This window comes from Burkholderia sp. 572, assembly GCF_040545135.1.
Lineage (GTDB): Bacteria > Pseudomonadota > Gammaproteobacteria > Burkholderiales > Burkholderiaceae > Burkholderia > Burkholderia cepacia.
Window position 1 is genome coordinate 181,522 of the sequence record NZ_JBEPLH010000003.1, and the last position, 26,780, is coordinate 208,301.

The window sequence follows — 26,780 nt, forward strand, 5'->3', positions numbered from 1 at the left end:
GCGATGCGCATCCGCCGGCGGCCCGCCGCCGTCTCCGCCACCGCCGTTGCGCTCGCCGCCGCCCTCGCCGGCTGCACGGTCGGCCCCGACTACCGGCGGCCCGAAGTCGCCACGCCGGCCGCGTGGCGGCTCGATCCGGCCGATGCGTACTGGCACCCGGCCGCGCCGGCCCGCGCGCCGCTCGACCCGGCATGGTGGACCGCGTTCGGCGATCCGCAGCTCGATGCGCTGGAAGTGGAGGCGCTGCGCAACAACCAGAACCTGAAGGCCGTCGCCGCGCGCTACGACCAGGCGAAGGCGACGCTCGCGTCGGTCGCCTCGGCGCAGTATCCGGCCGTCGGCCTGAACGCGAGCGGCCAGCGCTTCAAGATCTCGGCCGACCGGCCGCAGACCAACTACGCGACGCAGAGCGCGTCGACCGTGCAGAACGACGTCCAGGTCGGCGCGAGCGTCAGCTACGAGCTCGACCTGTTCGGCCGCGTGCGGCGCAGCGTCGAATCGGCGCAGGCCACCACCGAACAGGCGCGCGACGATTTCGCGAACGCGCGCCTGGTGCTGACCGCCGATCTCGCGTCGAGCTATTTCGCACTGCGCGAATTCGACACCGAGATCGACGTCGTCAAGCGCTCGATCGACCTGCAGCAGAAGGCGCTCGACTACGTGAGCGCGCGGCACGACCTCGGCGCGGTGTCGGGCCTCGACCTGCTGCAGCAGCGCGCGCAGCTCGACGCGACGCGCACCCAGGCGCAGCTGCTGCTCCAGCAGCGCGTGCAGGTCGAAGCCGCGATCGCGACACTGGTCGGCACGCCGGCCCCCACCTTCTCGATCGCGCCGCGCGTCGTGCCGATCAATGCGCCCGCGCTGCCGACCGGCCTGCCGAGCGACGTGCTGCAGCGGCGCCCCGACGTCGCGTCGGCCGAGCGCGCGATGGCCGCCGCGAATGCGCAGATCGGCGTCGCGCGCGCCGCGTATTTCCCGCGCATCACGCTGTCGCCCGACATCGGCTGGGACGCGACGCGCTTCGCCGGCCTGTTCACCGTCCCGGCGTTGCTGTGGTCGGTCGGCGGGTCGCTCAGCCAGCCGCTGTTCGAAGGCGGCAAGCTGAAGGCCGGCGTCGATTTCGCGCAGGCCGGCTATGTCGCCGCGCAGGCCAATTACCGGCAGACCGTGCTCACCGCGTTCCAGGAGGTGCAGAATGCGGTCACCGGGTTGTCGGTGCTCGCGGAGGCCGCGCAGCAGGCCTCCGCGGCCGTCGACGACGCGCGCAAGCTCGTGTCGCTCGCGCAGGATCGCTACGCGGGCGGCCTGACGCCGTTCATCGACGTGCTGACGGCCGAGCAGCAGTTGCTGACGAGCGAACGGCAGGCCGTGCAGATCCAGGGCCAGCGCGCGGCGCTCGTCGTGTTTCTCGCCAAGGCGCTCGGCGGCGGCTGGGACGGCCAGGCGGCAAGCGGCCCGGCGCCGGCCGAGGTCGCCGCCGCCCCGGCACCGGCGCCAGCGCCCCCGGGCCCTTAACCGGATTACGCGGACAACGGATTCGAACATGAAAGTCCTGATCGTCGAAGACGAACCGAAAGTCGTCGAGTACCTGAAGAGCGGCCTGACCGAGGAAGGCTGGGTCGTCGATACCGCGCTCGACGGCGAGGACGGCGCGTGGAAAGCCGTCGAATTCGACTACGACGTGGTCGTGCTCGACGTGATGCTGCCGAAGCTCGACGGCTTCGGCGTGCTGCGCGCGTTGCGCGCGCAGAAGCAGACGCCCGTCATCATGCTGACCGCGCGCGACCGCGTCGACGACCGCGTGCGGGGCTTGCGCGGCGGCGCCGACGACTACCTGACCAAGCCGTTCTCGTTCCTCGAACTGATCGAACGGCTGCGCGCGCTGACGCGCCGCGCGCGCGTGCAGGAATCGACGCTGATCTCGATCGGCGACCTGCGGGTCGACCTGATCGGCCGCCGCGCGACCCGCGACGGCACGCGGCTCGACCTGACCGCACAGGAATTCCAGCTGCTCGGCGTGCTCGCGCGGCGCAGCGGCGAGGTGCTGTCGAAGACGACCATCGCCGAACTCGTGTGGGACGTGAACTTCGACAGCAACGCGAACGTCGTCGAAACGGCGATCAAGCGGTTGCGCGCGAAACTCGACGGCCCGTTCGCGGACAAGCTGCTGCATACGATCCGCGGCATGGGCTACGTGCTCGAGGCGCGCGAGGACGGCGATACCGAGAGGCCGGCATGAAACGCTCGATCGTCCTGCGGCTGTCAGCGATGTTCGGCATCGTGTCGCTGCTCGTGTTCACGCTGGTGGGCTGCGGGCTGTTCGTGATGATGGAGCGCCAGCTGTTCGCCGAGCTGCGCGCGACGCTCGATACGCGCACCAAGGTCGCCGAGATGATCGTGTCGCACGCGCTCACGTCCGAACGCGGGCGCCTCATGCAGGAAAAGCTCGCCGATCTCGAACCGCCCGACGGCTCGACGCGTTACCAGGTCGACAGCACGAATCCGGATTTCCGGTTCGGCAAGCCCGTCGACGGCGTGCCCGTCGGCGCGCCGTTCGGCGCATTCCAGCGCTACGCGCTGAACGACAGCAGCTACGACGTGATGACCAAGACCGTCACGGTGGCCGGCAACGGCGAGCGGCCGACACTGAGGCTGATCGTCGCCAGCTCGTGCGAGCGCACGCAGCGGATGCTGCGCCGCTTCGGCTGGACGCTCGCCGGGCTGATCGCGATCGCGACGATCATCACGCTGCTGCTGAGCCGCGCGGTGGCCCGCTTCGGGCTCGCGCCGCTCGACCGGCTGTCGCAGGATGCATCGGCCATCAGCCTCGCGAACCGCCGCCAGCGGCTGCACACCGACGCGCTGCCGGCCGAGCTGCGCGACCTCGCCACGTCGTTCAACGGCGCGCTCGATCGCATCCAGCAGACCTACGCGCGGCTCGAGGCGTTCAACGCGGACGTCGCGCACGAACTGCGCACGCCGATCAGCATCCTGATCGGCCAGACCCAGGTCGCGCTGACCAGCCGCGACCGCACGGTCGAGCGGATGCGGCAGACGCTGCAGTCGAACCTCGAGGAATTCGAGCGGCTGCGCGTGATCATCAACGACATGCTGTTCCTGTCGCGCAGCGACCGCGGCGAACGGGCGACCGACCTGAAGGACGTGTCGCTCGCCGACGAGGTGCGGCGCATGCTCGATTTCCTCGAGATCCCGCTCGACGAGGCGCAGTTGCACGCCGAACTGCACGGCGACGCGCGCGCGGCCGTCGATCCGTCGCTGTTCCGTCGTGCGATGACGAACCTGCTGATCAATGCGATCCAGCATTCCGCGCCCGGCGCGACGTTGCACGTGACGATCACGCGCCGCGACACGCTCGTCGAGATGGCCGTGTCGAACCCCGGCGAGCCGATCGATCCGGTGCAGCGCTCGCACGTGTTCGAACGCTTCTACCGGCTCGAGGAAGCCCGCGCGAACAGCAAGGAGAACCACGGGCTCGGGCTGTCGATCGTCAAGGCCGTCGCCGAGATGCACGGCGGCAGCGTATTCGTCGCGTGTTCGGGCGGCGTCAACACGTTCGGCTTCTCGGTGTCGACGGAACCCTGCGCGGGCGGACCGCTGCGCGCGGGAGACGCAACCGATGCAACCGATGCAACCGGCGTGGTCGACTCCACCGATTCGCGGCCGGCGCACGCGCCGCGGGCGCTGCACTGAAGGCGGCTGCGCCTGTCGACGTCCGGCCGCCTCCGATCGGCGCTAGCCGGCCACGAACGCGGCCCGGGACGCATTACGCGCGCGGCTTGCCGCCCTGCTCGCGCCACGCCCGCGGCGACATCGCAAACCGCTCGCGAAACACGCGACTGAAATGCGACATGTCGTTGAATCCCCAGCGCAATGCGACGTCCGATACGCGCAGCGACGCGCATTGCGGATTCGCGAGATCCTGCGCGCACCGTTCGAGCCGCAGGTTCCACACGTGACGCATCAGCGACGTCTCCTCGGCCTCGAAGAGCTTGTTGATGTACCGCGACGAAATCCCGATCGAGCGCTCGATCATCATCGGGTTCAGCTCCGGATCGTGCAGGTGCTCGAGCACATGCCGCTTCACACGCGTCAGAGTCAACGCCTTCATCCTCGATTGCGCGAGGTCGTTGCGTTGCATGCCCCCGAGCGTCATCGCGATCAGCGTGATCGCGGTATCCGACAACTGCCGCATCTCGTCCTCGGTCACACTGCGGATCTGCGACGACATCTGCTCGAGAAACGCACGCATGACGCTGCCGACGCCGTCTCCGGTTTGCGTCGGGCACGCCGTGCGGTGCTCCATCCCGACGACGAGCTGGTTCAGCGTCGCGCGGGGAATGCTGACGACGATCTCGCGCCACGACTGGCCGAACTGCAGGTGGTGAGGCCGTGTCGCGTCGTAGATCGCGAAATCCCCGGGATGCAGCGTGACGATCTTGCCGTCCTGTTCGACCGACTGGCTGCCCTCGAGCATCAAGACCCCGAAATACTTGTCCTCGTACTCGCTGCGCGCCTGGCGATAACGCCGTATCACGGCCTGCTCGCTCGCGTGGATTTCCGAGATTCGCATCTTTTCGCACTTGCGCTGCCGCACCCGGCCGAAGAAATCGACTTTCTGCACGGCCGCGATCTGCACGTCCGCGAACAGGCGCAGAATCGTCTCGCGCCAGAATTCGATACGCTGGCTGACCGAGCCGTCGATCGGCACCTCGATGGCCGCGTTCGTCCGTTCGTCCAGCGGGCTGCCGGACGCCGGACCGGGCGCGTCGCCGCGTGCGGCGCGCGGGAAAGGACGCATCGTCATGGTCGTGCCCCACATGGGTTAGCAAACACGCAGCCGACAGCGTGCCCGTTCAAAAGCGCATTGTCCAATCGATGACCGCGTACGCCGCGTGGCCGGTCGAACCGGCACGCGGCGCGGCGGCGGCATGCTACCGCTCCGGGCATGTCATGCGCACGTCGTCCGACGCCAGTCGGACGACTGTTCATACGCATACGCAACGCGGTAGAGCGTCGCCTCGTCGAAACGGCGCCCGACCAGTTGCAGCCCGATCGGCAGATCGTCGGCTACCCCGCACGGCAGCGACATTGCCGGATGCCCGGACACGTCGAACGGCGCGGTATTCGCGAGCATCTCGAACGCCCGCGTCAGCGACTCGGACATCGCGCAACCGGGCTCCGGCAGCTTCGACGCGCGCATCGGTACGGTCGGCATCAGCAATACGTCATACGACTGCAGCGCCGCGTCGTAAGCCGATCGCAAGCGTCGCGCGAGGTTCTGGCACTTCGCGTAGTAACGCCCGCGATACCGGCTCGTGAAGTATTCGCCCAGCAGCATCGTCACCTTCACGGTATCCGGCAACTCGTCGGCGCGCTCGCGCCAGCCCGCGTGATGATCGATCATGCCGGTCACGTACAGGCCGCCCCAGTTGAAACCATGGCTGTTGCCCTTCATCATCTGCTGCGTCGCGCCCTCGGCCGCAATCGGCAGCCAGATCGCGGTGCCGGCCGCATGCAGCGGCACCGACACTTCGTCGACGCGCGCGCCCAGCTTGCGCAACCGGAGCGCGGCGGCCCGCACGGCCTCGTCGACCACTTTCTCCGAATTGGCGAGCCCGAACGCCTCGCGCAGGATGCCGATCCGCAATCCCGCGATGCCGTCGCGGATCGCGCCGAGATAGTCGGCGCGCGGCGGCAACGTCCGTTGGCGCGGATCGAGCCCGTCGTCGCCCGCGATCACGTCGAGCAGCAGCGCGTTGTCGAGCACGTTGCCCGTCATCGGCCCCAGATGATCGACGGTTGCCTCGATCGGCATCGCGCCGGTGTACGGCACGAGCCCGTGCGTCGGCTTCATCCCGTAGATGCCGCAATAGGCGGACGGGATCCGCACCGAGCCGCCCTGGTCGCCGCCGAGCGCCATGTCGACCTCGCCGCTCGCGACCAGCGCGCCGCTGCCCGACGACGAGCCGCCGGACGAGTACCCTGCCTTGCGCGGATTGTGCACCGGCCCCGACGCGCTCGTGTGCGAGCCGCCGGAAAAGCAGTAGTACTCGCAGGTCGACTTGCCGGCGATCGTGCCGCCGGCGTCGAGCACCCGCGTGACGACGGTCGCATCGACATCGGGCACGTAGCCCTCGAACGTGGTCGAGCCATTGCGCATCGGTACGCCGGCGACGCAGATGTTGTCTTTCACGACCACCGTCTTGCCGCGCAGCTTGCCGTCGGCGGCGCCGTGGATCGTGCTCTTGCGCGCCCACGCGCCGTAACGGTTCTCGTCGCCTTCCGGGCGGTAGCCGGGCGTGCGCGGATACGCGACGACGGGCAGATAGTCGGGCAGCGCGTCGATCGCATCGTAGGCGTCGAAGTTCGCCTGCAAGGCATCGTCGTATTCGGCGAGTTGCCGGGAATCGAGATGAAAGCCGAAGCCGGCTGCCATATCGGACAGTTGTTCGCGGGTCGGGCGTTTGATGGCCATCGACGTTCTCCAGTTCGGTAAGCGGCACCGCCGGCCCCGGCGGTGCCGGCGGGATTCAGCGGGCGATGGCGACGGCGTCGCGCATCATCCCGGTGCGCGGATGGCAGTTCACGTATTCGTAGACCTGATGCTTCGCGTCGAAGACGGAAACCTCGTGATACAGCCGCAGTTTCGACAGCCCGGTGACGACGCGGAAGAACGTGACGAAGATCCGCAGGTGCGTCGGATGGGATTCGGCCCATCGTTCGAGGCGGTCGAGCGAGCGCCAGTGGCCGATGTTGTAGCTCTCGTCGAGCACGTTGCCGTCGAGATCGATCGAGCGCACGTAGCGGTTGCTGTAGCAGCCGACCTCCGTGCCGTTGTCGCGCAGGAAGTCCATTCCGCTGCGCAGCGTCGGCTCGATCTCCTCGAGATACAGTCGGCGCTCGTCGTGCTCGGCCGCGCGCCAGTCCTGGCCGGAGCGAATCAGCGCGATGTTGTCGTGCGCCAGCACGACCACGCGGCCGCCGCGGGCCGGATCGCCCTCGACGATGCGCAACTCGCCGTCCGCCCGCATCCAGTCCGTCTGCGAGATCGGGAACCGGTCGCGCATCGATCCCCAGTAGCCGTGCTCCTCGATCTCGCCGCTGACGCCGTCCATGATCGCGCCGACGCCGGGGAAATCGTTCGTGAACGCGTAGAGCGTCTCGAACTGCTCGGCGCGCGGCGCGACGATTTCCCGGAAGTAGCCGATGCCGTCCGCGAGGCGTGCGTCGGAGGCCCACCATTCGACGAGTGCAGGCGACGCAATCCAGCGCGCATACGCGGCCGGATCGCGCCAGTAGCCGACGGCGATCAGGTTCTCGTAACCCTGGTCGTCGGTGTGTTGCGTCAGATCGAAGTTGTTCGGGCCGTCCTGCGCACCGAAATCGGCGACGATCCCGCGCAAAGCGGCCAGTGCCGCCGCACGCTTGTCGGCGCCGCCGTATTGCACGCCGAAATAGCCCATCACGACCTGGCTCAGGTCTTCGGCGGCCCGGGCGACGTACATCGGGAACGGCGGCTGGTAGTCATCGGCGACGCGGCGCGACAGCGTCCGCGGGCAGACCAGGTGTTTGTCGATGGCGGATTCCATGCATGACCTCTCTGGAAAGGGAATCGGGTGTCGGGGTATCGACGTGGGGAAGGAGCGACATGCACCGGCCTTATTCCGGCGCATGCGGGTGGTCAGAAGATGTGCGCGTAACGCAGGCCGGCGAGCACACTGTTCTTCGGACCGTTGCGCACGCTCAGGTCGGTGCCGAGCTGGATTTGCACCTGGTCGGCCTTCGTCACGAACTTCGCCGCGGTGATCCGCAGGCGCGTCGTGCGCAGCGCGTCGTTGTTGTCCGTGCCGTCGACGCTCGTTTCACCGCCCCAGAGCTGCGTGACGCCGATCCCGAGCGACGTGCCCGGATCGGGCATGTAACGCACCATCGCCTGTGCGCTGTAGCTCATCCGCTGATGCAGCGTCGCACCGCTCGCGCCGTACGACGTGTTATTGCCGTACCAGATCGCATCGCCGACGAGATCGAGTGCCCACTGCGGCGAAAAGTGCTTGACGTAGGCTGCCTGGAAATCGAGCGACCAGCGGTTGGCGCCGAGATTGAGACCGCGGTTCTGGTCGTAGCTCCCGGTCGGCGCGTAGACGTAGACCGTCGCGGCGACGACGTCCTTCGCTTCGTTCAGGCGGAATTTCAACGGTGCGGTCAGGATCACGTCGCCGACACCGTTCGTACTGCCAAGCGCGCCGGCGCTGCCGAAGCTGCTGATATGACCGAACGGCAGCAACACCTGCGGATCGATCGTGAGCCTGTCGGTGAGCTGGAACACATGCAGCAGGCGGGCGATGCCGACATTCGACTGCAGGTCGAAATCCGACGTCCGGTGGCCGTTCGCGTAGTAGGCGTTCGTCGCGGAATAGTTGTAGTACAGCACGCCGATCGTCGCGCCGACCGGATACTGCTCATAGTCGCCGGGATCGACCTCGACCGCGCCCGCGTAATGCGATGCGACGGCGATCAGCGACAAACCGATCCAGCGCGCGATTCGCTTCAGTTTCATTCTGTTGACGTTGTCCATCATGCTCCTCACCTGGTTGCGCAGACACCGCCACGCTCGACGCACGACGAACGGGAACCGTCGCCGGATGGTGGAATCGCGGGATGCTGGCCGACTGTTGTTCCGCCGTTACATCGGGGATGCCGGCGATTCGCGACATCGAACGGCCGTCGCTTGAGGATGAGAATAGGAAGGCAAAATCCGCAGTTCTGTTTTCCGGCGGAACAAGAAATTGGCTGTGGCGGGCCTGCGCCTCCGATGTCATGCAGCGGTCGCAAAACGTGCGCCGCTGCCGCTGTTTTCGTCCCGGGCGCCCCGCCGATTGCCGCCCATCTCCGTGCATCCGCGCGCATCGGCCCCATGCCGCGCCACGGGGCCGTCTCAGCACAGTTTCCGATCCGTGCCGGCAAAGAACCGCGCTTTTTCTCTTCTTACCCTGCTCGTCGAGCGTGACCGACACCACGCGTCCACGCCCCGCCACGGCAATACCACCGCGATGGCGGCGGTCAACCCGAACCACGACAAGGAACCCCACGATGAGCGCGACCCCTTCCGCGGAAACAGCCTCGACGCCCGGCGAACGTGCCTGGGCGCTGTTTCGCGTGATGAAAGAGAAGAACCTGATCCCCGACGGCTATATCGAAGGCCTGACCGAGCTGATGTCCACGACCTGGGATCCGGCCAACGGCGCGCGCATCGTCGCGCGTGCGTGGGTCGACCCGGCGTTTCGCGAACTGCTGCTGAAGGACGGCACGGCCGCGTGCGCGCAGTTCGGCTACACCGGCCCGCAGGGCGAGTACATCGTCGCGCTCGAAGACACGCCCACGCTGAAGAACGTGATCGTCTGCAGCCTGTGCTCATGCACGAACTGGCCGGTGCTCGGGCTGCCGCCCGAGTGGTACAAGGGCTTCGAATATCGTGCGCGGCTCGTCCGCGAGGGCCGCACGGTGCTGCGCGAGCTCGGCACCGACCTGCCCGACGACGTCGTCGTGAAGGTCTGGGATACGACCGCCGAAAGCCGCTATCTCGTGCTGCCCGTGCGGCCGGCCGGCAGCGAGCACATGACCGAGGATCAACTGCGCACGCTCGTCACGAAGGACGTGCTGATCGGCGTGGCGCTGCCGCGCGCGCGCTGACTCCCCCCGTTTCGCTCTCGACCTTCATCTCGGAGATCACATATGGACGGCTTTCACGACCTCGGCGGATTCCAGGGTTTCGGCCCGGTGCCGCACACGATCAACAGTCTCGGCTACAAGCCGGTCTTCAAGGAAGACTGGGAACATCTCGCGTACAGCCTGATGTTCGTCGGCGTGGACCAACTGAAAAAATTCAGCGTCGACGAGGTACGTCACGCGGTCGAACGCATCGACGTACGCCAGCATGTCGGCACGCGCTACTACGAGCGCTACGTGATCGCGACGGCGACATTGCTCGTCGAAACCGGCGTGCTCACGCAGGATGAACTCGACCGCGCGCTCGGTTCGCATTTCCGGCTCGCGAACCCGCCGACATCCGGCGGCCGGGCGGCACCGCCCGACTCGACGCGGTTCGAGGTCGGCGAGCGTGTCGTCGTTCGCGACGAATACGTCAGCGGGCACATCCGCGCGCCGGGCTACGTTCGCGGCAAAGAAGGCGTCGTGCTGCACCGGGCGACCGAATCGTGGCCCTTCCCGGACGCGATCGGCCACGGCGACACCGGCGCCGCCCGTCAGCCGACCTACCATGTCGAGTTCCGCGTGAAGGATCTGTGGGGCGACGCCGCCGACGACGGCTACGTCGTGGTCGACCTGTTCGAAGGCTACCTGGATCGCGCGTCCGGGCAGAGCGCATGACGACGCCGGGGAAGCAAGGCGCGCCGGCCGCCCCTGGCCCGAGGATTCCGGTCACCGTGCTGTCCGGCTTTCTCGGCGCCGGGAAGACGACGTTGCTGAACCACATCCTGCGCAATCGCGCGGGACTGAAGGTCGCCGTGATCGTCAACGACATGAGCGAAGTGAACATCGACGCCGACGATGTGCGGCGCAACGTCGAGCTGCATCGAGGCGAGGACGAACTGGTCGAGATGAGCAACGGCTGCATCTGCTGCACGCTGCGCGCCGATCTGCTGGAGCAGATCAGCACGCTCGCGCGGCAGCGCCGCTTCGATTATCTGCTGATCGAATCGACCGGCATCTCGGAGCCGATGCCGGTCGCGGAGACGTTTGCGTTTCTCGATCGAGACGGTTTCAGCCTGAGCGAGCTGGCACGGCTGGACACGCTCGTCACGGTGGTCGACGGCGAGACGTTCGAGGACATGATCGCGTCGGCCGAACCGGTCGCGCACGACGCGGCGCTCGCGAACGACGGCAATTCCGGTCCGCCGCGCAAGCTGTCGGACCTGCTGCTCGAGCAAGTCGAATACGCGAACGTGATCCTCGTGAGCCGTCTCGACCGGATCGGCCACGCGGGTTTCGACCGGCTGCGCGCGCTTCTTGCGTCGCTGAATCCATCTGCGCGAATCCTGCCGATGCAGCACGGCAAGGTCGATCCGTCAGACGTGCTCGATACCCGGCGCTTCGATCTGCCGGCGCTCGTCGAATCGCCGGGATGGATGCAGCACATGCAGATCGACGAACGTCCCTCGGAATCGGATGCGTACGGAATCGCGTCGTGGACCTATCGCGAACGTGCGCCGTTTCATCCGGCACGCCTGCTCGCATGGCTGCGTCGTCCGTGGGACAACGGCCGGCTGCTTCGCTGCAAGGGTTATGTCTGGGCTGCGCACCGCTATCCCGAGATCGCCATGCTCGTGCAGACGGGCGGCGCGTTCCAGTGGGGTTACGTTGGGCGATGGTGGCGATTCATCCCGCAGTCGGACTGGCCGCACGACGACTATCGCCGCGATGGCGTGCTGAAAAAATGGGAGGAGCCTGCAGGGGATTGTCGGCAGGAAATCGTGTTCATCGGGCAGTCGGTCGATCACGACCGACTGCGTCGCGAACTCGATGCGTGCCTGCTGACGGTCGAGGAAATCGACGCGGGCCCGGAGTCGTGGCTGCGGCTTCCGGAAGCCGACGCGTTCGACGCGCTCGCGGCGGCCGCTCGTCCGTGACGTGAGACTCGATGCCTTCGGTTGCAACGCCTGCGTCCAACGACTGTCGAGCACCGGTGAGCGCCGTGCTCGGTTCGGCGTTGCCTGAATCCAGACAGCGTCGCCGAGGGCAGTTTTCTTCAATACCGGCACGCGCGGCTTCTTTAGTCTCGATGCGACTTTGACATTCGCATGGAGGCACTCAATGAGCATGCTGGTTTCGATGGCCGCGTTCGCGCTGGCGTCGTCGATCACACCCGGTCCCGTCAACATCGTCGCGCTCAGTGCGGGCGCGCGCCACGGTCTCGGCGCAAGCCTGCGGTATGCGGCCGGCGCGACGCTCGGCTTCGTCGCGCTGTTCCTGCTGATCGGCCTCGGGCTGCACGCGGCGCTCGCGCGCTGGCCCGTGCTGACGACCGCCACGCAGTGGTCGGGAATCGCGTTTCTGCTGTACATGGCGCTGCGGCTCGCCCTCGACGACGGCCGACTGTCGGCCGACCCGGACGTGGCCGGCCCGTCGGCGGCGTCCGGCGCCGCGATGCAGTGGCTGAATCCGAAGGCGTGGCTCGCGTGCGTGGCCGCGATGGGCGCGTACGCGGCCGACGGCGACCGCGCGCAGGTCTGGCAGTTCGCCGCGCTGTATCTCGTGATCTGTTTCGCGTCAATCGCTTGCTGGGGATATGCCGGCGCATCGCTGCGGCACCGGCTCGCGAACGCGCGGAGGATGCGCGTGTTCAACCGGCTGATGGCGCTGCTGCTCGCGGGCAGCGCGCTGTTTCTGCTGGACGTCTAGCCGGCCGGCTCGCGGGTCAGGCGCTTCGGCGTATCGACGGCGCGAGCGCACTCCGCGCTCTGCGCGCTGCCGTTCAGCTCGTCGCGCTGCGGTACTGGCCGGGCGTCGCGGCCGCGATCCGCCGGAACGCGCGCTGGAAATGTGCCTGGTCAGCAAAGCCCGCGTCGAGCGCGACGTCGGCGATCGGCCGGCCGCGGCGCAGCTCCGTGCGGCCGTACTGCACGCGGCGGTCGATCAGGAATGCATGCGGCGTCATGCCGTAGCGCGCGTTGAACGCGCGGATCAGGTACGACGGCGACAAATCGGCGGCCGCGCAGATCGCATCGAGCGTCACGCCCTCGCGGCAATGCGCGGCGATGTAGTCGGCCGCGCGCGCGAGCTTGGCGTTGTCGTCCCCGGCGCGCGGGCCGGGCAGCTCGCGGTCGAGCGCGCCGTGCAGCGCCGTGAAGAATTCGACCGCCGCGCTCTCCTTGCCGAGCGGATCGATGCCGGGCGCGACGAGCGTCCGGTAGAAGCCGCCAAATTGCGCGAACAGGTCGCGCCGTTCCGTCAACTTCGGCGAAAAGCCGTGAAAATCGCGGTTCGGATCGCGGCCCAGCGAATGCTGCAGCCGCGCGAGCCACGGCACGTCGACATAGACCATCCGGTACGCCCACGCGTCCGGGCCGTACGGATTGCACGCATGCACCTGTTCCGGATCGATGATCACCAGCACGCCGCGCCCGACGTGCTCGTGCGTCGCGCCGTTCACGTAGGTGCTCGTGCCGCCGACGATCGCGCCCACCGAAAACGTGTCGTGCGTGTGCTTCGCGTAGCAGATCGCGCGGCCGTCGTCGACGGTGCGCGCCTCGATGAACGGCAGCGCGGCATCGCGCCAGAACGGCGACGGTACGACGGATCGGTTGGCGGTACGGCTCACGCGGCGGGCTCCCGGTTCGGACGGCGACCGCCCACCGTACAAGACTGTGCGGCGCGGCGCAACCGGAACGCCACGCTTCGATACGGGATTGCGCCGTTTCGCCTAAGCTTTGAATTCCGTCCGCCGCGGCGCCCGCGGCGGTTTTCGTTCACTCCTCTTCCGTCACGCTCATGCATATCGATCTGAAAGGCAAGACCGCGGTCGTCACCGCCTCCACCGCCGGCATCGGGCTCGCGATTGCCGAAGGGCTCGCGCGCGCCGGTGCGCGCGTCGTCGTCAACGGCCGCAGCGATGCGTCGGTGCAGTCCGCGCTCGCGCACCTGCGCGCGGCCGTCCCCGACGCGGGCTTCGACGGCATCGCGGCCGATCTCTCCGATGCCGCGGGTGTCGCCCGCATCACGCAGCACACGCCCGCGGCCGACATCCTCGTCAACAATGCGGGCATCTACGGCCTGAAGGCGTTCTTCGAGATCGACGACGCCGAGTGGGAACATTACTTCCAGATGAACGTGATGTCCGGCGTGCGGCTCGCGCGGCATTACCTGAAGGGGATGATCGAACGCAATGCCGGCCGCATCGTGTTCATTTCGTCGGAATCGGGCCTGAACATCCCGGTCGACATGATTCATTACGGATTCACGAAAACCGCGCAGCTGTCGATCGCACGCGGCCTCGCGAAGCTCGCGGCCGGCACCAACGTGACCGTCAACTCGGTGCTGCCGGGGCCGACGATGTCGGACGGCGTGCGGGCGCTGCTGAAGGAAACGGCCGACGAAACCGGCCGCAGCGTGGAAGACGTGGCCGTGGAATTCGTGCGCAACCACCGTTCGAGCTCGATCATCCAGCGGCCGGCGACGCCCGAGGAAGTCGCGAACCTGGTGGTCTACGTGTGCTCGCCGCAGGCTTCGGCGACGACGGGCGCCGCGTTGCGGGTGGACGGCGGCGTGGTCGACACGATCGCGTGACGGCGGGCCGGGCACGGCCGCCGCGCTAGCGCGAAGCGGCCTTGCCCGGCTGGAGCGTGCCCTTGCGGTCGGCGTTCATGCACGAATCGAAGCCGTGTTGCGTGACGATGCCGGCCCTGTCGAACACGACGAAATATTCGCGGTGATCGTTGCCGTGCTCGATGAAGTAGTTGTAGCAGACGCCGCTGCCGTTGCGGACCATCCAGACGCTGCGCGGGTTGCCGGCCGCGCGGACGACGTCGGCGCGCGTCGCGCCGTGCCGCGAGGCGGCCCGCGCGAGCGGCGTGCGTGAATACGAAAATGGCAGCCACGAGTCGAACCACGCGCAGCCGTGCAACATCAGGCAGCTGGCGGCCAGGGACAGCGTCGCTGCGGGACGGGCCATCGAAATCAATCGCATGCTTGGGAAAATCTGCTGCGCCATGCCGGCGTGATCGAAAGCCCCATGCTACTCGACCTTTGGGTCCGGATCGAAAAGAAATGTAGAGATCTTTATACGAATCCCTGCATGTCATGCCCGCGCGCAAGCCCGGTCGTTGCAGCCCCCACATGCTTGCACGCGCATCGAACCCGCCGCGCCGATGCGTCAAATCGGCATAACGTCGCGCATCGTCACGCGATCCACTCGGCCCACAGCATCGTCAGCACCGTCATCAGCGCGGGGCCGACGAACAGCCCGATCAGGCCGAACGTCTCGGCGCCGCCGAGGATGCCGAACAGCACCAGCAGGAACGGCAGCCGCGCCGAGCTGCCGATCAGCACCGGCCGCACGAAATGCTCGGCGACGAACACGACGACGAAACCGAGCACGGCCACTACGACGGCCCACACCGTCGCACCCTGCACGAACAGCCAGAGCGCCGCGCCGCAAAACACGATCGGCGCGCAGAACGGCAGCATCGCGGCGATCGCCGTGACGAGGCCGAGCAGCGCCGCATGCGGGACGCCGGCCAGCGCATACGCGATGCCGAGCAGCGCACCCTCGCCGAGCCCGACGACGACGAGCCCCGTCACCGTGCCGTACACGGCCTTGACCATCCGGTCGATAAGTTCCGCGCCGTTGTGCCCGAACGCGCGCCGCGCGCCCTGCAGCAATGCGCCCGACAGCTTGTGGCCCGCGCGCAGGATCACGAACAGCGTGACGAGCATGAAGCCGAATTCGAGCAGCACATGCGCGAGCTTCGTGCCGAACTGCCGCCCGAACGCGAGGAATTTCTCGCTGTTGACGCCGTGCATCGCACTGGCCGGATGCAGCGGATGGCCGAGATTGGCCTGCCACCATTCGGTGATCTGAGCCGAACCGTAAGGCAGCCGGCTGACGACGTCCGGCAACGGAATGCCGCTGTCCTGGACCGACTTCAGCCACTCGCGCAGGTCGTGCGCCTGCCCGATCGCCTGGACGGCCGCGACCGCGATCGGCAGCACGACGAGCAGCGAGATCGCGGCCGTGATGACGGTCGCGATCAGCGTCGGCCGGTCACGGAACAGCCGGTGCGATTCGAAGCATTTGAGCAGCGGCCACATCGCGATGGCGATCACGCAGGCCCATGCGATGGCGGGAATGAAGTCGCGGATGATCCACAGCGCGAGCACCAGCAGCGCCGCATACAGCACGACGCGGGCAACCTGCTGCGCGCGCGGCCGTGCGGCGGGGTCGTGAGACGACGGGACGTGTGCGCCCATGGCACCTCTGTCGAAATGAAAAATGGCGGTTCGCGCAGGCAACCGGCCTGCATGAACCGCCATTCTATCCATCGGCGCCGGATCGGCGACGCGCAAGATGCGCGCGCCGTGTCGTCAAGGCGGCTCAGGCCGCCTTGTCGGCGATCCGGTAGCGCTCGAGCCAGTGCGCGTACGGCGCGGGCAGCGTCCACGACGGACGCTCGACGCCGAGCTGCCTGGCCGCGTAGTACGGCCAGTGCGGATCGGCCAGGTGCGCGCGACCGACCATCACGAGATCGAGCTGCGCTTCGGCCACCACGCGGTTCGCCAGTTGCGGCGTGTCGATCCCCCATGCGGACGACACCGGCAGCCCGGCCTCGCGGCGCACGCGCTCGGCGATCGGCGCGAGGAACGCCGGACCCCACGGAATCTGCGCGGCGGGCGTCGAGAAGCCGACCGACACGCTCAGCATGTCGAGCCCTTCCCGCTTCATCCGCTGCGTGAGCGCGATCGACTCGGCGAGCGTCTCTTCGTCGCGGCCGTCGTATTCGATCACGCCCAGGCGCGCGGTCAGCGGCAGGTGCTCGGGCCAGACCTTGCGCACGGCCGCGAGCGTGTCGACGAGGAAGCGGCCGCGATTCTCGGCCGAGCCGCCATATTCGTCGGTGCGGTGGTTCGAATGCACCGAGAAGAAGCTCTGGCCGAGATAACCGTGCGCAAAGTGCAATTCGAGCCATTCGAAGCCGAGATCGCGCGCACGCTTCGCCGATGCGACGAAATCGGCCTGCACGCGGGCGATGTCGTCGTGCGTCATTTCACCCGGCACTTTCGGCAGGTGCGCGCCGAACGGCACGGCCGACGGGGCGATGGTCTGCCAGCCGCGCGGATCGCCGTCGGCGATATGGTCGTCGCCTTCCCACGGACGGTTCGCGCTCGCCTTGCGGCCCGCGTGCGCGATCTGGATGCCGGGCACCGCGCCGGCGGCCTTGATCGCCGCGACCGACGGCGCGAACGCTGCGGCCTGCGCATCGGTCCACAGCCCCGCGCAACCCGGCGTGATGCGCCCTTCCGGCGACACGGCCGTCGCCTCGGCGATCACGAGGCCCGCGCCGCCGCGCGCGATGCCGGCCAGATGCACGTGATGCCAGTCGTTGACGACGCCGTCCTCGGCGACGTACTGGCACATCGGCGGCACCGCGATGCGGTTGCGCAGCGTGACATCCTTGAGTTTGAACGGTTCGAACAGGGCAGACATCCACGGCTCCTTTGCTTGGTTCTGCAAAACGACGGGAAACGCGCCGTGCAGTGCGCACGACGGAACGATTCGGGCCGTCGCCGGACGGCTTGCGCCCGGCGACGGATACGGTGCGGCGCCGGCCCGGCCGGCGCCATCGGCTCAACGGCGGCCGAGTTGCGCGAGCAGCGCCTCGGCGGCGGGCGCCGACGATGCGGGGTTCTGCCCCGTGATCAGCAGCCCGTCGGTGACGATATGCGGCGCCCAGTCGGCGCTGCGTTCGAATTGCGCGCCGTTGGTCTTCAGCATGTCCTCGACGAGGAACGGCACGACTTCCGTCAGTTCGACGGCCGCTTCCTCGCTGTTGGTGAAGCCCGTCACGCGCTTGCCGCGCACGACCGATTCGCCGGTCTGCGGATTCTTCACGTGACGCAGCACGCCCGGCGCGTGGCAGACCGCCGCCACCGGCTTGCCGGCCGCCAGCGCGCGCTCGATCAGGCCGATCGAATGCAGATCCTCGGCGAGATCCCACAGCGGGCCGTGGCCGCCGGGGTAGAACACGGCGTCGTAGTCGTCAACGGACACGTCGGCCAGCTTGCGCGTCGACGCCAGTTCGGCCTTGGCCGCTGCATCGGCTTCGAAGCGGCGCGTCGCGTCGGTCTGGGCGGCCGGATCGCTGCTTTTCGGGTCGAGCGGCGGCTGGCCGCCCTTCGGCGACGCGAGCGTCAGCTCGACGCCCGCATCCTTGAACACGTAGTACGGCGCGGCCAGTTCCTCGAGCCAGAAGCCGGTCTTCTTGCCGGTGTCGCCGAGCGTGTCGTGCGAGGTCAGGACAACCAGAATCTTCATGATCGGACACTCCTTCGAAAAGTTGACGGGAACGGGGCCGCATGATCCAGAAAACCGGCCGGCGCGGCGCGCCTGTCCGCGCCTGTCAGTTAGTCAGCTGTGACGCGTCATCGTGCGACCCGCGTATCCGAATGCGACATGCGCCTATTAGACCAGTCGTCTAGAATATTCGAAAATAAAACGACGGCGTCTCGCCGCGCTACCAGCACCACGGCGCGAGATGGCATTTTCGCGCCTTGCTTGCCTGCGCCACGGACGTCGCCGCATTCACGAGGACGGATGATAGTCGCGAATTAGACCGGTCGTCTAGTAGTCGGACAATCATCCCTGCCGACGTCATGGCCTTTCTCGAGGGGCGCGATCCGTGGGTGTCCGCAGGTGCTCACGCCCCTCGCCTTCACCGCGCCGGCTGGTCGCGCAACGGACCGTCGGTGTCGCCCGCCTCGATTGCCGGCGCCTCGAGACGGTGCTCGCGCACGCCGTCGCCCAGCAGGCGCAGCATCAGTTCCGCGAGCGAGCGCCCCGATGCGTGGCCGGTCGGCTGTACGACCGCCGTCACGCGATACGGGTGTGCGAGGCCCGGCGGCACGCCGTCGTAGACGATCAGCGACATGTCCTCGCCCAGGCGCAGCCCGCTGTCCACGAGCGCCCGAAACGCGCCGCCGCCCGCGATATTGTTGTCGACCAGCAGCGCCGTCGGCCGCTCGGCGCGCGCGAGCAGCGCCCGCACCGCCTGCAACCCGCCGTCGTGCGTGAACGGGCACTCGACGAGCAGCGCCGGATCCGGCTCGATGCCGGCTTCGCGCAGGGCCGACAGATAGCCTGCACGGCGCTGCGCGGCGAAATTCAGGGCAAGCGGCGCGCTGATCATCGCAATGCGCCGGTGCCCGAAACCCGTCAGCCGGCGCACCGCGTCCCGCGCGCCCGCTTCGTTGTCGAAGTCGAACCACGCGTACGGCTCGGCCATCCGGGTCCGGCCGTACGCCACGTATGGAAACGCGCTCGCCTGCAGGTACGCGATGCGCGGATCGTCGACCAGCGTTCGCGCGACGATCAGGCCGTCGACGAGTTTGCCTTCGACGATGCGCCGATAGGTGTCCAGTTCCGCGTTCGGCCGCGCCGACGCGATGATGAAATCGAGATTGCGTTCCGCGAGCCGCTCGGTGATGCCCGCGACGACCTCGCCGAAACGCGGATCGCCGAGATCGCCCGCGCCGAACGGATAAACGATCCCGATCATGTCGGCCCGACCGGTCGCCAGCCGGCGCGCGGTCGGGTCCGCCACATAGCCCATTTCCCGTGCAACTCGCGCCACGCGTTCGCGCGTCGCCTCGCTGACGTCGTCGTAGCCGTTCAGCGCACGGCTGACCGTCGTCCGCGACAGCCCGAGCGCGTCCGACAGCGCCTTCAGATTCACCTTCACCGTCACTCCTCGCATTCGCCGATCCGCCCGGCCGCCCGAACACAGGGATGCACCGGCCGGGTAATTATTTCCAATTGGTAACGATTACCGTCAATTAAATATCTTTTGCGTTCCAAACCGGTTTGAAATAGCATCCAAACCGGTTTGGACATCGATGCCCACTCAGCCGTTCACTTTGACCTTTCCAGGAAACGACGACGAGATGACATACTTTCCCCTTTTCCGCCCGACGACGACCAAACGTTTGCTCCTCGCTGGCGGCGCACTTGCCGCCTTCGCGTCCGTCGCGCACGCGCAGTCCAGCGGCACGGGCGCGCCCATGCCCACGCCCCATACGCAGCAGGCCTACGATCCCGAAGGCAACTTCACGATGCGCTGGACGCGTGCGGACATCCGCCAGATCGTCGCGCAGTCGCACACCGCCGGCGCCGACAAGAACTCGCTGCCGCAAGCGCTGACGATGCCGGACATCCCGCAGGATTTCCCGCTGATCAACTCGAACGTGTGGGTATGGGACACGTGGCCGCTGGCCGACCTGCGCGCGAACCAGCTCAGCTACAAGGGCTGGGAGGTGATCTTCTCGCTCACCGCCGATCCGCACGCGGGCTACACGTTCGACGACCGTCACGTCCACGCCCGCATCGGCTTCTTCTATCGCCGCGCGGGCATCCCCGCGTCGCAGCGCCCCGCCAACGGCGGCTGGACCTGGGGCGGCCACCTGTTCCCGGACGGCGCGAGCGCCAGGGTATTCGGCACCGCACCGATGACCAACAACGCCGAATGGTCCGGCTCCGCGCGCCTCACGAACGGCAGCAACGTCAGCCTGTACTACACCGCGACGTCGTTCAACCGCTCGGCGCCCGGCGGCGCGGACATCACGCCGCCGCAGGCGATCATCACGCGCGCCGACGGCCACATCCACGCCGACGACAAGCATGTGTGGTTCTCCGGCTTCGACGATCACAAGGCGCTGCTGCAACCGGACGGCAACTACTACCAGACCGGCCAGCAGAACACCTACTTCTCGTTCCGCGATCCGTTCGTGTTCACCGATCCCGCGCACCCGGGCAAGACCTACATGGTGTTCGAAGGCAATACGGGCGGCCAGCGCGGCGCACGCACCTGCACCGAGACCGATCTCGGCTACGCGCCGAACGATCCGTACAAGGAAGATCTCAACGCGGTGATGAATTCGGGCGCAGTGTATCAAAAGGCCAATGTCGGCCTGGCGGTCGCGACGAACCCGCAATTGACCGAGTGGAAGTTCCTGCCGCCGATCCTGTCGGCGAACTGCGTCGACGACCAGACCGAGCGCCCGCAGATCTACCTGAAGGACGGCAAGTACTACCTGTTCACGATCAGCCACCGCACGACGATGGCGGCCGGCGTCGACGGCCCGGACGGCGTGTACGGTTTCGTCGGCAACGGCATCCGCAGCGACTTCCTGCCGCTGAACGGGGGCAGCGGCCTCGTGCTCGGCAACCCGACCGACTTCTCCGCGCCGGCCGGTGCACCGTATTCGCAGGATCCCAACCAGAACCCGCGCGAATTCCAGTCGTATTCGCACTACGTGATGCCGGGCGGGCTCGTCGAGTCGTTCATCGATGCGATCGGCCCGCGTCGCGGCGGCACGCTCGCGCCGACGGTGAAGGTCGGCATCAACGGAACGTCGACGGCGGTCGATCGCACGTATGGCCGCGGCGGGCTCGGCGGCTACGGCGACATTCCGGCGAACCTGCCCGCGACGGGCGACGGCCACAACCCGTGAAGCCGGGATAACCAGCAATAACGATCATCGATAAAGGCACGGGGTTAGGGAGGCGCATATCGCGCGTGTCGCGTGCGCGCCTCCACTTTTTTCCTTCCATCCATTGCGCGCACCGCCGTCGAAAGCGGCAGGCGCCCTTCTTTCCCGCCTCGCACGGCGAAGCACGACACCCCGCATGATATCGACGTCTTTTCGCTTTTCCGCCCGGATCGCCCGGTTGCTGCTCGCCTGCGTGGCCTGTACCCAGGTCGCTGCCGCGCCCTGCCACGCGCCGGCTGACGACGGCACCCCGCAATGGCGACCCGCGCTCCATTACACGCCGCAGCGCAACTGGATGAACGATCCGAACGGGCTCGTCTACGACAACGGACGCTATCACCTGTTCTACCAATACAATCCGCTCGGCAACGACTGGGGCAACATGTCGTGGGGCCACGCGACGAGCACCGATCTCGTCCACTGGCACGAGCAGCCGGTCGCGATGCGCGCGAACGCGACGGAGGAAATCTTCTCCGGCTCGATCGTCGCCGACACCCTCAATACGTCCGGCCTGGGCACGCCCGGCCACCCGCCGCTCGTCGCGCTTTATACGAGCGTGTACAAGGCGGGCTCCGGCCACGCGCCGGGCATTCAAGCGCAGTCGCTCGCGTACAGCCTCGATCACGGCACGACGTGGCAACCTTACGCACGCAATCCGGTGCTGACGCTCGACCCGGAATCGAAGCAATTTCGCGATCCGAAAGTGTCGTGGTATGCGCCGGGCGGCTACTGGCTGATGACGACGGTCGTCGCCGATGCGCACGTCGTGAAGCTCTATCGCTCGGACGACCTGATCCACTGGAATTTCCTGAGCGATTTCACGCGGCCGGGCGTGCCGCACGACGGCGCGCTGTGGGAAATGCCCGACCTCGTGCCGCTGCCGCTCGACGGCGACTCCGCACAAACACGGTGGGTCATGATCGTCAACGTCAACCCGTGGTCGATCGCCGGCGGCTCGGGCGCGATGTATTTCGTCGGCCACTTCGACGGCCGCACGTTTACGCCGGATCGCGTCGCCCCCGCCGGTTCCGATCCCGCGCAATTCCACTGGGTCGACCATGGCGCGGATTTCTACGCAGCCGGCACCTTCTCGGGCGCGCCCGGCTCACGGCCGGTCGCGATCGCGTGGATGAGCAACTGGGATTACGCGGCGAAAGTGCCGACCGCGCCGTGGCGCGGCGCGATGACCCTGCCGCGTGAACTCTCGCTGAAAACGATCGACGGCGAACCGACGCTCGTCGTCGCGCCGGCCGCCGCGTTCGACGCATGGGCGGACGGGCGGCCCGCCGTGCACGAAGGCGACCTCACGGTCGACTCCGCGACACGCGCGCTGTCGCCCGCGACGCGCGGCGCCGTCCAGCGCATCACGGTCACGCTCGAGCCGCGGCACGCGGCGCGTGCCGGCCTGATCGTCCGGCGCTCGGCGGACGGCTCGGTCGGCACCCGGATCGTGTACGACACCGTGAAGCGCACGCTGACGCTCGACCGCTCCCGCTCCGGCGAAGCGAATTTCGCCGGCACGTTCAGCGGCGAACACATCGTGGACCTGCCGCTCGAGCACGGGCGGCTGCGGCTCGAGATCGTCGTCGATCGCGGCTCGGTCGAAGTGTTCGCGAACGGCGGCCGCGTGGCGCTCACCGACCTGATCTTCCCGCCGCCCGACGCGGATCGCGTCGCCGTGTTCGCCGAGCACGGCCGCGCGACGTTCTCCGGGCTCACGGTGACGCAGCTCGAAGCCGGCGGCGACAGGCATGGCGCCTGTGCGGCGCGATAGATGCAATCCGTCCGCCGGTAACGAGGGCTGTCCGCCCGGCGCAACGCCGGGCGGTTGCAGCCCCCGCCGGGGCCTCGCCGATCAGAGCAAGCCCATCCCGCCCGACGCGATGATCTCCGCGCCGACGATGAACGCGGATTCCGGCGCGCTGAGGTGCAGCACCGTCGACGCGATCTCGTCCGGCGTGCCGAACCGGCCGATCGGAACGAGGCCCTTGATCTTGTCGGCCGTCTCGTCGAGCGTGGCCGCGTCGAACCCGAGCTTGCCGTAGAGCGGCGTCTGCACGGGCCCCGGGCTCACGACGTTCACGCGCACGCCGTGCGGCAGCAGTTCCGTCGACAGCGTCTTCGCAAACGAATTGACGGCCGCCTTGCTCGCCGCGTACACCGACGAGCCGGGCATCCCGATGTGCGCGTTGATCGAACCGTTGATCACGATCGACGCGCCACGGTTCAGCAGCGGCACCAGCGACTGGATCTGGAAATACGCGCCCTTCACGTTGGTGTTGAACACGAGATCCCACATGGCCTCGTCGCTGTCGGCGAACGGCGCGAGTTTCGCGACGCCCGCGTTGATGAACACGGCGTCGAGCCGCGCCCCCGCCGACGCGATCGCATCGGCCAGCGCGCGGGCCGACGCGACGCTGCCGGCCTCGTTGCGGATCGCGAGCGCATCCGCGCCGAGCGTTTGCCGCGCGGCCTCGAGCGTCTGCGCATCGCGCCCGGTGATGATGACCCGCGCGCCTTCTGCCGCGAATGCCCTGGCGGCCGCCAGGCCGATGCCGCTGTTGCCGCCCGTGACGAGGACCGTCTTTCCTTCGAAGCGTTGCATGATGTTCTCCTGTGAACCGGTGAGTTGACCGTGGACACAGGATGCGCGCCGCGCCCGGCCTTGCCGTACGACGGGCGCGACGAACACATTCGAAATCGTCGAACGTGTTTGCGCGGGCGGGTTCGGTCGCGCTGTTCCGCGCCGCGTCAGCCGGCCACGTCGATCCCGTCGAGCAGCCGCTGCGCGAGCCTCGGTTCGCGCAATTGCTCGAGCCACCATTGCAGCGCCCGGCCGTCGCGGTCGCCGTGCCACGCGACATACAGCCGGTTCGGCTCGCGCGGATCGGCCGTCTGTCTTTCCACGAGTTCGCCGCGCGCCAGCAGCGACGCCACGCGCCGGCGCGGCACCCAGCCGACGCCGAGCCCGTCGCGCTGCGCGAGGATCTTCGCGCGCATCGACGGCACCGCCAGCACGGCCTGCCCGCCGAGCAAGCCATACGCACGGCCGGCCGCGCGCCGCGACGAATCGGCGACGACGACCGCCCGGTGCGCGCCGATCGCATCTCGCGTCAGTGCGCCGCTCACGGCGGCCAGCGGATGGCGCGGCGATACCGCGAACACCCACTCGATCGCCCCCAGCTCGAACCACTTGAAGCCGGGAATCGCCGGCGGCTCGTTGGTCGCGCCGACCACCAGGTCCGCACGGCCGTCGCGCAGCGCTTCCCAGGTACCGCCGAGCACTTCGTGCGTGAAACGCAACGACACGCCCGAATCGAGCGCATCGAACGCGTGGACGACGGGCAACAGCGTGTCGAACTCCAGCACCTCGTCGCTGACGATCCACAGCCGGTCCTCCCAGCCGCTCGCGACCTGCCGCACACGCTGCGTCAGCCGCGCGACGTCCAGCGCCAGCCGCGCCGCCTCGTCGGTCAGCAGCTGTCCGGCCGGCGTGAGCTGCAGCCGGTAGCCGCGCCGGTCGAACAGCAGCGCGTCGAAGCGCGTTTCGAGCTGGCGCGCCGCGTGCGACACCGTCGACGGCGCCTTGCCGAGCCGCGCGGCCGCCCGCGACAGGCTGCCGGTGGCGCGGATCGCGTCGAGCAGCGCAAGTTCGTCTTCGGACAGCATGGGATCGCTCCGGTGTGGGGTTGTCGTGGATCGTAAGGCAGCGGCGGGCCTAGGTCCAATCGGGCGATGCGGGCCGGTCGTGCCGATCGTGCCGGTCACGCGCGTATCCCGCCCGGCCGGTTCGGCCGGCCTTCGCGCGATTCCTTGCGCTCCGGCGGCCGGTACAGGCATCCCGTCACGCCGCCACGCAACCCGCACCATGCCGCCGCGACCGGCTTCCGGTATGCTGGTCGACTCGAAATCATGGCAATCGAGGTAACCACTGCGATGGACATCGCGATCCGCATCGAAGGCCGTCACGACCTGACGGGGCAGATCTTCCGGCAACTGCGCACCGCGATCGTCGACGGGCGCCTCGCCGGCGGCGCGCGGCTGCCGTCGACGCGCGACCTCGCGAAACAGCTCGGCGTCTCGCGCAAGACGACGCTCGACGCGTTCGAGCGCCTGGTGGCCGAGGGCTACCTGAATACCCGCGCGGGCGACGGCACGTTCGTCGCCGACGGCCTCGCCCGCGTGCCGCACGCCGCGTCCATGTCGGCGCCGTCGCTCGTCGACGGCACGCCGCGCGTCGACGCGGTCGATGCCCGCGCGCTGTGGAACGACCTGCCCGACGCGCTCGCGATGCCCATACAGCACGATGCGCCCGGCTTCGACTTCCGCGGCGGCGTGACCGACAAGACGCTGTTCCCGTTCGACGCGTGGCGGCGCTGCCTGCATCACGCGCTGCGCCAGCAGATGCGCGGCCCCGCCCAGTATCACGACCCGGCCGGCGATCCGCAGCTGCGCGGGGCGATCGCGCGTTACGTCGCGTTCAGCCGCGCGGTCGCGTGCGGCTGGGACGACGTGCTCGTCACGCAAGGCGCGCAACAGGCGCTCGACCTGATCGCCCGCGTCGTCGTGCGGCCCGGCGATGTGGTCGCGGTCGAGGATCCCGGCTATCCGCCCGCGCGTGCCGCGTTCGCGTCGCTCGGTGCGACGGTGATCGGCGTGCCGGTCGACGCGCACGGCCTGGTCACGGAACGGTTGCCCGACGACGCGCGCCTCGTCTACGTGACGCCGTCGCATCAGTTCCCGCTCGGGATGCCGATGACGCTGGACCGGCGCGTCGCGCTGCTCGAATGGGCGCAGCGCCGCCGCGCCGTCATCATCGAGGACGATTACGACGGCGAGTTCCGCTTCGAGGGCCGCCCGGTGGAGTCGCTGAAGAGCCTCGACCGCACGGGCCTCGTCGCGTATGTCGGCACCTTCTCGAAGACGATCTTTCCGGAGCTGCGGATCGGCTACGCGATTCCGCCGCGCGCGCTGCGCGGCGCGCTGGCCAAGGCGAAGCAGATCGTCGACTGGCACACCTGCACGCTGACGCAGGCGGCGCTCGCCCGCTTCATGCTCGAAGGCGACTTCGCACGGCACCTGAAGCGCGTGCAGAAGCACTACGACGCGCGTCGCAAGATGCTGATCGCGCATCTGCGCGGCGAACTCGCGCCGTGGTTCGACGCGATCGTGCCGACCGCCGGCATCCACCTCGCCGCCCGCCTGAAGCCGGGGCTCGACGAGGCGGCACTCGTCCGCGCCGCCCGCGCGCAGGACATCGGCCTGTACGGCATCTCGGCATTCCACGTCGGCGTGCCGGTCAGTGCGGGGCTGCTGTTCGGCTATGGCGGGATCGACGCGCTGCGCATCGACACGGCGCTTGCGAAGCTCGCCGGCCTGCTGGGTTCGGGCAGCATCGGCGGCCCGGCACTGGTTACCTGAATTTTCCAGAAATTGGCCATTCAAGCGGGCCAGCTTGCGCCCTAAAGTGGGTCCTGTCGCGC

23 protein-coding genes are annotated in these 26,780 nt (G+C 68.2%); 11 read left to right on the forward strand and 12 right to left on the reverse strand.

The genetic code is table 11. The features are described from left to right. Window positions 1-3: 3 nt before the first annotated feature. From ABIC51_RS07055 to ABIC51_RS07065, 3 genes are read left to right on the forward strand one after another with little or no spacing between them, the layout of a single operon-like run. Complete coding sequence (locus ABIC51_RS07055) at window positions 4-1,515, forward strand: efflux transporter outer membrane subunit (protein ID WP_354006408.1); 1,512 nt, start codon at window positions 4-6, stop codon at window positions 1,513-1,515. Between the two features lie 28 nt (window positions 1,516-1,543). Continuing rightward, window positions 1,544-2,239: a heavy metal response regulator transcription factor gene (locus ABIC51_RS07060; protein ID WP_021159240.1), complete on the forward strand. Its 696-nt coding sequence runs from the start codon at window positions 1,544-1,546 to the stop codon at window positions 2,237-2,239. Further along, entirely contained in the window at window positions 2,236-3,711 is a 1,476-nt protein-coding gene (locus ABIC51_RS07065) for a heavy metal sensor histidine kinase (protein WP_060171021.1), read from the forward strand. The genes ABIC51_RS07060 and ABIC51_RS07065 overlap by 4 nt, the downstream gene beginning before the upstream one ends. 73 nt (window positions 3,712-3,784) lie before the next feature. Here ABIC51_RS07065 and ABIC51_RS07070 read toward each other — a convergent pair whose 3' ends face one another. From ABIC51_RS07070 to ABIC51_RS07085, 4 genes are all read right to left on the reverse strand, one after another. Beyond that, complete coding sequence (locus ABIC51_RS07070; protein ID WP_226128341.1) at window positions 3,785-4,825, reverse strand: AraC-like ligand-binding domain-containing protein; 1,041 nt, start codon at window positions 4,823-4,825, stop codon at window positions 3,785-3,787. A 144-nt stretch (window positions 4,826-4,969) separates the two neighbouring features. Further along, window positions 4,970-6,496 carry an amidase gene (locus ABIC51_RS07075; protein ID WP_146253224.1) on the reverse strand — a complete coding sequence of 509 codons (1,527 nt, stop codon included), beginning with the start codon at window positions 6,494-6,496 and terminating at the stop codon, window positions 4,970-4,972. 55 nt (window positions 6,497-6,551) lie between these two features. Beyond that, a complete protein-coding gene (oxdA, locus tag ABIC51_RS07080; protein WP_060195900.1) occupies window positions 6,552-7,610 on the reverse strand; it encodes an aliphatic aldoxime dehydratase in 1,059 nt (352 codons plus the stop codon). 92 nt (window positions 7,611-7,702) lie between these two features. Further along, window positions 7,703-8,599: a transporter gene (locus tag ABIC51_RS07085; protein WP_319000308.1), complete on the reverse strand. Its 897-nt coding sequence runs from the start codon at window positions 8,597-8,599 to the stop codon at window positions 7,703-7,705. Window positions 8,600-9,111: 512 nt separating this feature from the next. Here ABIC51_RS07085 and nthA point away from each other — a divergent pair. The 4 genes from nthA (at window position 9,112) to ABIC51_RS07105 (ending at window position 12,438) form a co-directional block, all read left to right on the forward strand. Then, window positions 9,112-9,711: a nitrile hydratase subunit alpha gene (gene nthA / locus ABIC51_RS07090; protein WP_027791484.1), complete on the forward strand. Its 600-nt coding sequence runs from the start codon at window positions 9,112-9,114 to the stop codon at window positions 9,709-9,711. A 42-nt stretch (window positions 9,712-9,753) separates the two neighbouring features. Further along, entirely contained in the window at window positions 9,754-10,407 is a 654-nt protein-coding gene (gene nthB / locus ABIC51_RS07095) for a nitrile hydratase subunit beta (RefSeq protein WP_354006393.1), read from the forward strand. Then, entirely contained in the window at window positions 10,404-11,666 is a 1,263-nt protein-coding gene (locus tag ABIC51_RS07100; RefSeq protein ID WP_175897994.1) for a GTP-binding protein, read from the forward strand. Before nthB ends, ABIC51_RS07100 begins: the two co-directional genes overlap by 4 nt. Window positions 11,667-11,850: 184 nt before the next feature. Beyond that, a complete protein-coding gene (locus ABIC51_RS07105; protein WP_012338243.1) occupies window positions 11,851-12,438 on the forward strand; it encodes a LysE family translocator in 588 nt (195 codons plus the stop codon). Window positions 12,439-12,511: 73 nt separating this feature from the next. Here ABIC51_RS07105 and ABIC51_RS07110 read toward each other — a convergent pair whose 3' ends face one another. After that, complete coding sequence (locus ABIC51_RS07110) at window positions 12,512-13,357, reverse strand: helix-turn-helix transcriptional regulator (protein ID WP_027791481.1); 846 nt, start codon at window positions 13,355-13,357, stop codon at window positions 12,512-12,514. Between the two features lie 170 nt (window positions 13,358-13,527). Between ABIC51_RS07110 and ABIC51_RS07115 the strand changes: the two genes are divergently transcribed. Then, window positions 13,528-14,322: an SDR family NAD(P)-dependent oxidoreductase gene (locus ABIC51_RS07115; protein WP_059696233.1), complete on the forward strand. Its 795-nt coding sequence runs from the start codon at window positions 13,528-13,530 to the stop codon at window positions 14,320-14,322. Between the two features lie 25 nt (window positions 14,323-14,347). Here ABIC51_RS07115 and ABIC51_RS07120 read toward each other — a convergent pair whose 3' ends face one another. The 5 genes from ABIC51_RS07120 to ABIC51_RS07140 all read right to left on the reverse strand — a co-directional run bounded on the left by ABIC51_RS07120 (window position 14,348) and on the right by ABIC51_RS07140 (window position 19,505). Then, window positions 14,348-14,722 carry a hypothetical protein gene (locus ABIC51_RS07120; RefSeq protein ID WP_049097651.1) on the reverse strand — a complete coding sequence of 125 codons (375 nt, stop codon included), beginning with the start codon at window positions 14,720-14,722 and terminating at the stop codon, window positions 14,348-14,350. A gap of 212 nt (window positions 14,723-14,934) precedes the next feature. Next, on the reverse strand, window positions 14,935-16,005 hold the full coding sequence (locus ABIC51_RS07125) for an AI-2E family transporter (RefSeq protein WP_134255763.1): 1,071 nt from the start codon (window positions 16,003-16,005) through the stop codon (window positions 14,935-14,937). A 124-nt stretch (window positions 16,006-16,129) separates the two neighbouring features. Beyond that, a complete protein-coding gene (locus tag ABIC51_RS07130) occupies window positions 16,130-17,239 on the reverse strand; it encodes an NADH:flavin oxidoreductase/NADH oxidase (RefSeq protein ID WP_175897995.1) in 1,110 nt (369 codons plus the stop codon). Between the two features lie 141 nt (window positions 17,240-17,380). Continuing rightward, window positions 17,381-18,067 carry a type 1 glutamine amidotransferase domain-containing protein gene (locus ABIC51_RS07135; RefSeq protein WP_059683383.1) on the reverse strand — a complete coding sequence of 229 codons (687 nt, stop codon included), beginning with the start codon at window positions 18,065-18,067 and terminating at the stop codon, window positions 17,381-17,383. A gap of 397 nt (window positions 18,068-18,464) precedes the next feature. Further along, the gene (locus tag ABIC51_RS07140; protein WP_027791475.1) at window positions 18,465-19,505 is read right to left on the reverse strand and encodes a substrate-binding domain-containing protein; all 1,041 of its coding nucleotides are present in this window, start codon (window positions 19,503-19,505) and stop codon (window positions 18,465-18,467) included. A gap of 187 nt (window positions 19,506-19,692) precedes the next feature. On the opposite strand from ABIC51_RS07140, the gene ABIC51_RS07145 reads away from it, so the two are divergent. Both ABIC51_RS07145 and ABIC51_RS07150 read left to right on the forward strand, forming a co-directional pair. Then, window positions 19,693-21,258, forward strand: a complete 1,566-nt coding sequence (locus ABIC51_RS07145; RefSeq protein ID WP_175897996.1) for a glycoside hydrolase family 68 protein — start codon at window positions 19,693-19,695, stop codon at window positions 21,256-21,258. Between the two features lie 175 nt (window positions 21,259-21,433). After that, window positions 21,434-23,071 (forward strand): glycoside hydrolase family 32 protein, encoded by a 1,638-nt coding sequence (locus ABIC51_RS07150; RefSeq protein WP_175897997.1) that lies wholly within the window; start codon window positions 21,434-21,436, stop codon window positions 23,069-23,071. A gap of 81 nt (window positions 23,072-23,152) precedes the next feature. On the opposite strand, the gene ABIC51_RS07155 is transcribed toward ABIC51_RS07150, so the two are convergent. Both ABIC51_RS07155 and ABIC51_RS07160 read right to left on the reverse strand, forming a co-directional pair. Then, on the reverse strand, window positions 23,153-23,902 hold the full coding sequence (locus ABIC51_RS07155; protein WP_027791472.1) for an SDR family oxidoreductase: 750 nt from the start codon (window positions 23,900-23,902) through the stop codon (window positions 23,153-23,155). Window positions 23,903-24,048: 146 nt separating this feature from the next. After that, the gene (locus ABIC51_RS07160) at window positions 24,049-24,966 is read right to left on the reverse strand and encodes a LysR family transcriptional regulator (RefSeq protein ID WP_027791471.1); all 918 of its coding nucleotides are present in this window, start codon (window positions 24,964-24,966) and stop codon (window positions 24,049-24,051) included. 267 nt (window positions 24,967-25,233) lie between these two features. Here ABIC51_RS07160 and pdxR point away from each other — a divergent pair, with 267 nt between their 5' ends. Further along, window positions 25,234-26,718, forward strand: coding sequence for a MocR-like pyridoxine biosynthesis transcription factor PdxR (pdxR, locus tag ABIC51_RS07165; RefSeq protein ID WP_060085195.1), 1,485 nt, complete (start codon window positions 25,234-25,236; stop codon window positions 26,716-26,718). The last annotated feature ends 62 nt before the right edge of the window (window positions 26,719-26,780 follow it).

Coding starts and splice junctions, on each gene's coding strand:
- ABIC51_RS07155 (WP_027791472.1), bottom strand. CDS start 23,902: ATGCAACGCTTCGAAGGAAAGACGGTCCTCGTCACGGGCGGCAACAGC.
- ABIC51_RS07115 (WP_059696233.1), top strand. CDS start 13,528: ATGCATATCGATCTGAAAGGCAAGACCGCGGTCGTCACCGCCTCCACC.
- ABIC51_RS07140 (WP_027791475.1), bottom strand. CDS start 19,505: ATGCGAGGAGTGACGGTGAAGGTGAATCTGAAGGCGCTGTCGGACGCG.
- ABIC51_RS07085 (WP_319000308.1), bottom strand. CDS start 8,599: ATGATGGACAACGTCAACAGAATGAAACTGAAGCGAATCGCGCGCTGG.
- nthA (WP_027791484.1), top strand. CDS start 9,112: ATGAGCGCGACCCCTTCCGCGGAAACAGCCTCGACGCCCGGCGAACGT.
- ABIC51_RS07150 (WP_175897997.1), top strand. CDS start 21,434: ATGATATCGACGTCTTTTCGCTTTTCCGCCCGGATCGCCCGGTTGCTG.
- ABIC51_RS07070 (WP_226128341.1), bottom strand. CDS start 4,825: ATGACGATGCGTCCTTTCCCGCGCGCCGCACGCGGCGACGCGCCCGGT.
- ABIC51_RS07055 (WP_354006408.1), top strand. CDS start 4: ATGCGCATCCGCCGGCGGCCCGCCGCCGTCTCCGCCACCGCCGTTGCG.
- ABIC51_RS07105 (WP_012338243.1), top strand. CDS start 11,851: ATGAGCATGCTGGTTTCGATGGCCGCGTTCGCGCTGGCGTCGTCGATC.
- ABIC51_RS07130 (WP_175897995.1), bottom strand. CDS start 17,239: ATGTCTGCCCTGTTCGAACCGTTCAAACTCAAGGATGTCACGCTGCGC.
- nthB (WP_354006393.1), top strand. CDS start 9,754: ATGGACGGCTTTCACGACCTCGGCGGATTCCAGGGTTTCGGCCCGGTG.
- ABIC51_RS07065 (WP_060171021.1), top strand. CDS start 2,236: ATGAAACGCTCGATCGTCCTGCGGCTGTCAGCGATGTTCGGCATCGTG.
- ABIC51_RS07100 (WP_175897994.1), top strand. CDS start 10,404: ATGACGACGCCGGGGAAGCAAGGCGCGCCGGCCGCCCCTGGCCCGAGG.
- ABIC51_RS07060 (WP_021159240.1), top strand. CDS start 1,544: ATGAAAGTCCTGATCGTCGAAGACGAACCGAAAGTCGTCGAGTACCTG.
- pdxR (WP_060085195.1), top strand. CDS start 25,234: ATGGACATCGCGATCCGCATCGAAGGCCGTCACGACCTGACGGGGCAG.
- ABIC51_RS07160 (WP_027791471.1), bottom strand. CDS start 24,966: ATGCTGTCCGAAGACGAACTTGCGCTGCTCGACGCGATCCGCGCCACC.
- ABIC51_RS07135 (WP_059683383.1), bottom strand. CDS start 18,067: ATGAAGATTCTGGTTGTCCTGACCTCGCACGACACGCTCGGCGACACC.
- ABIC51_RS07145 (WP_175897996.1), top strand. CDS start 19,693: ATGACATACTTTCCCCTTTTCCGCCCGACGACGACCAAACGTTTGCTC.
- ABIC51_RS07125 (WP_134255763.1), bottom strand. CDS start 16,005: ATGGGCGCACACGTCCCGTCGTCTCACGACCCCGCCGCACGGCCGCGC.
- ABIC51_RS07075 (WP_146253224.1), bottom strand. CDS start 6,496: ATGGCCATCAAACGCCCGACCCGCGAACAACTGTCCGATATGGCAGCC.
- ABIC51_RS07120 (WP_049097651.1), bottom strand. CDS start 14,722: ATGCGATTGATTTCGATGGCCCGTCCCGCAGCGACGCTGTCCCTGGCC.
- oxdA (WP_060195900.1), bottom strand. CDS start 7,610: ATGGAATCCGCCATCGACAAACACCTGGTCTGCCCGCGGACGCTGTCG.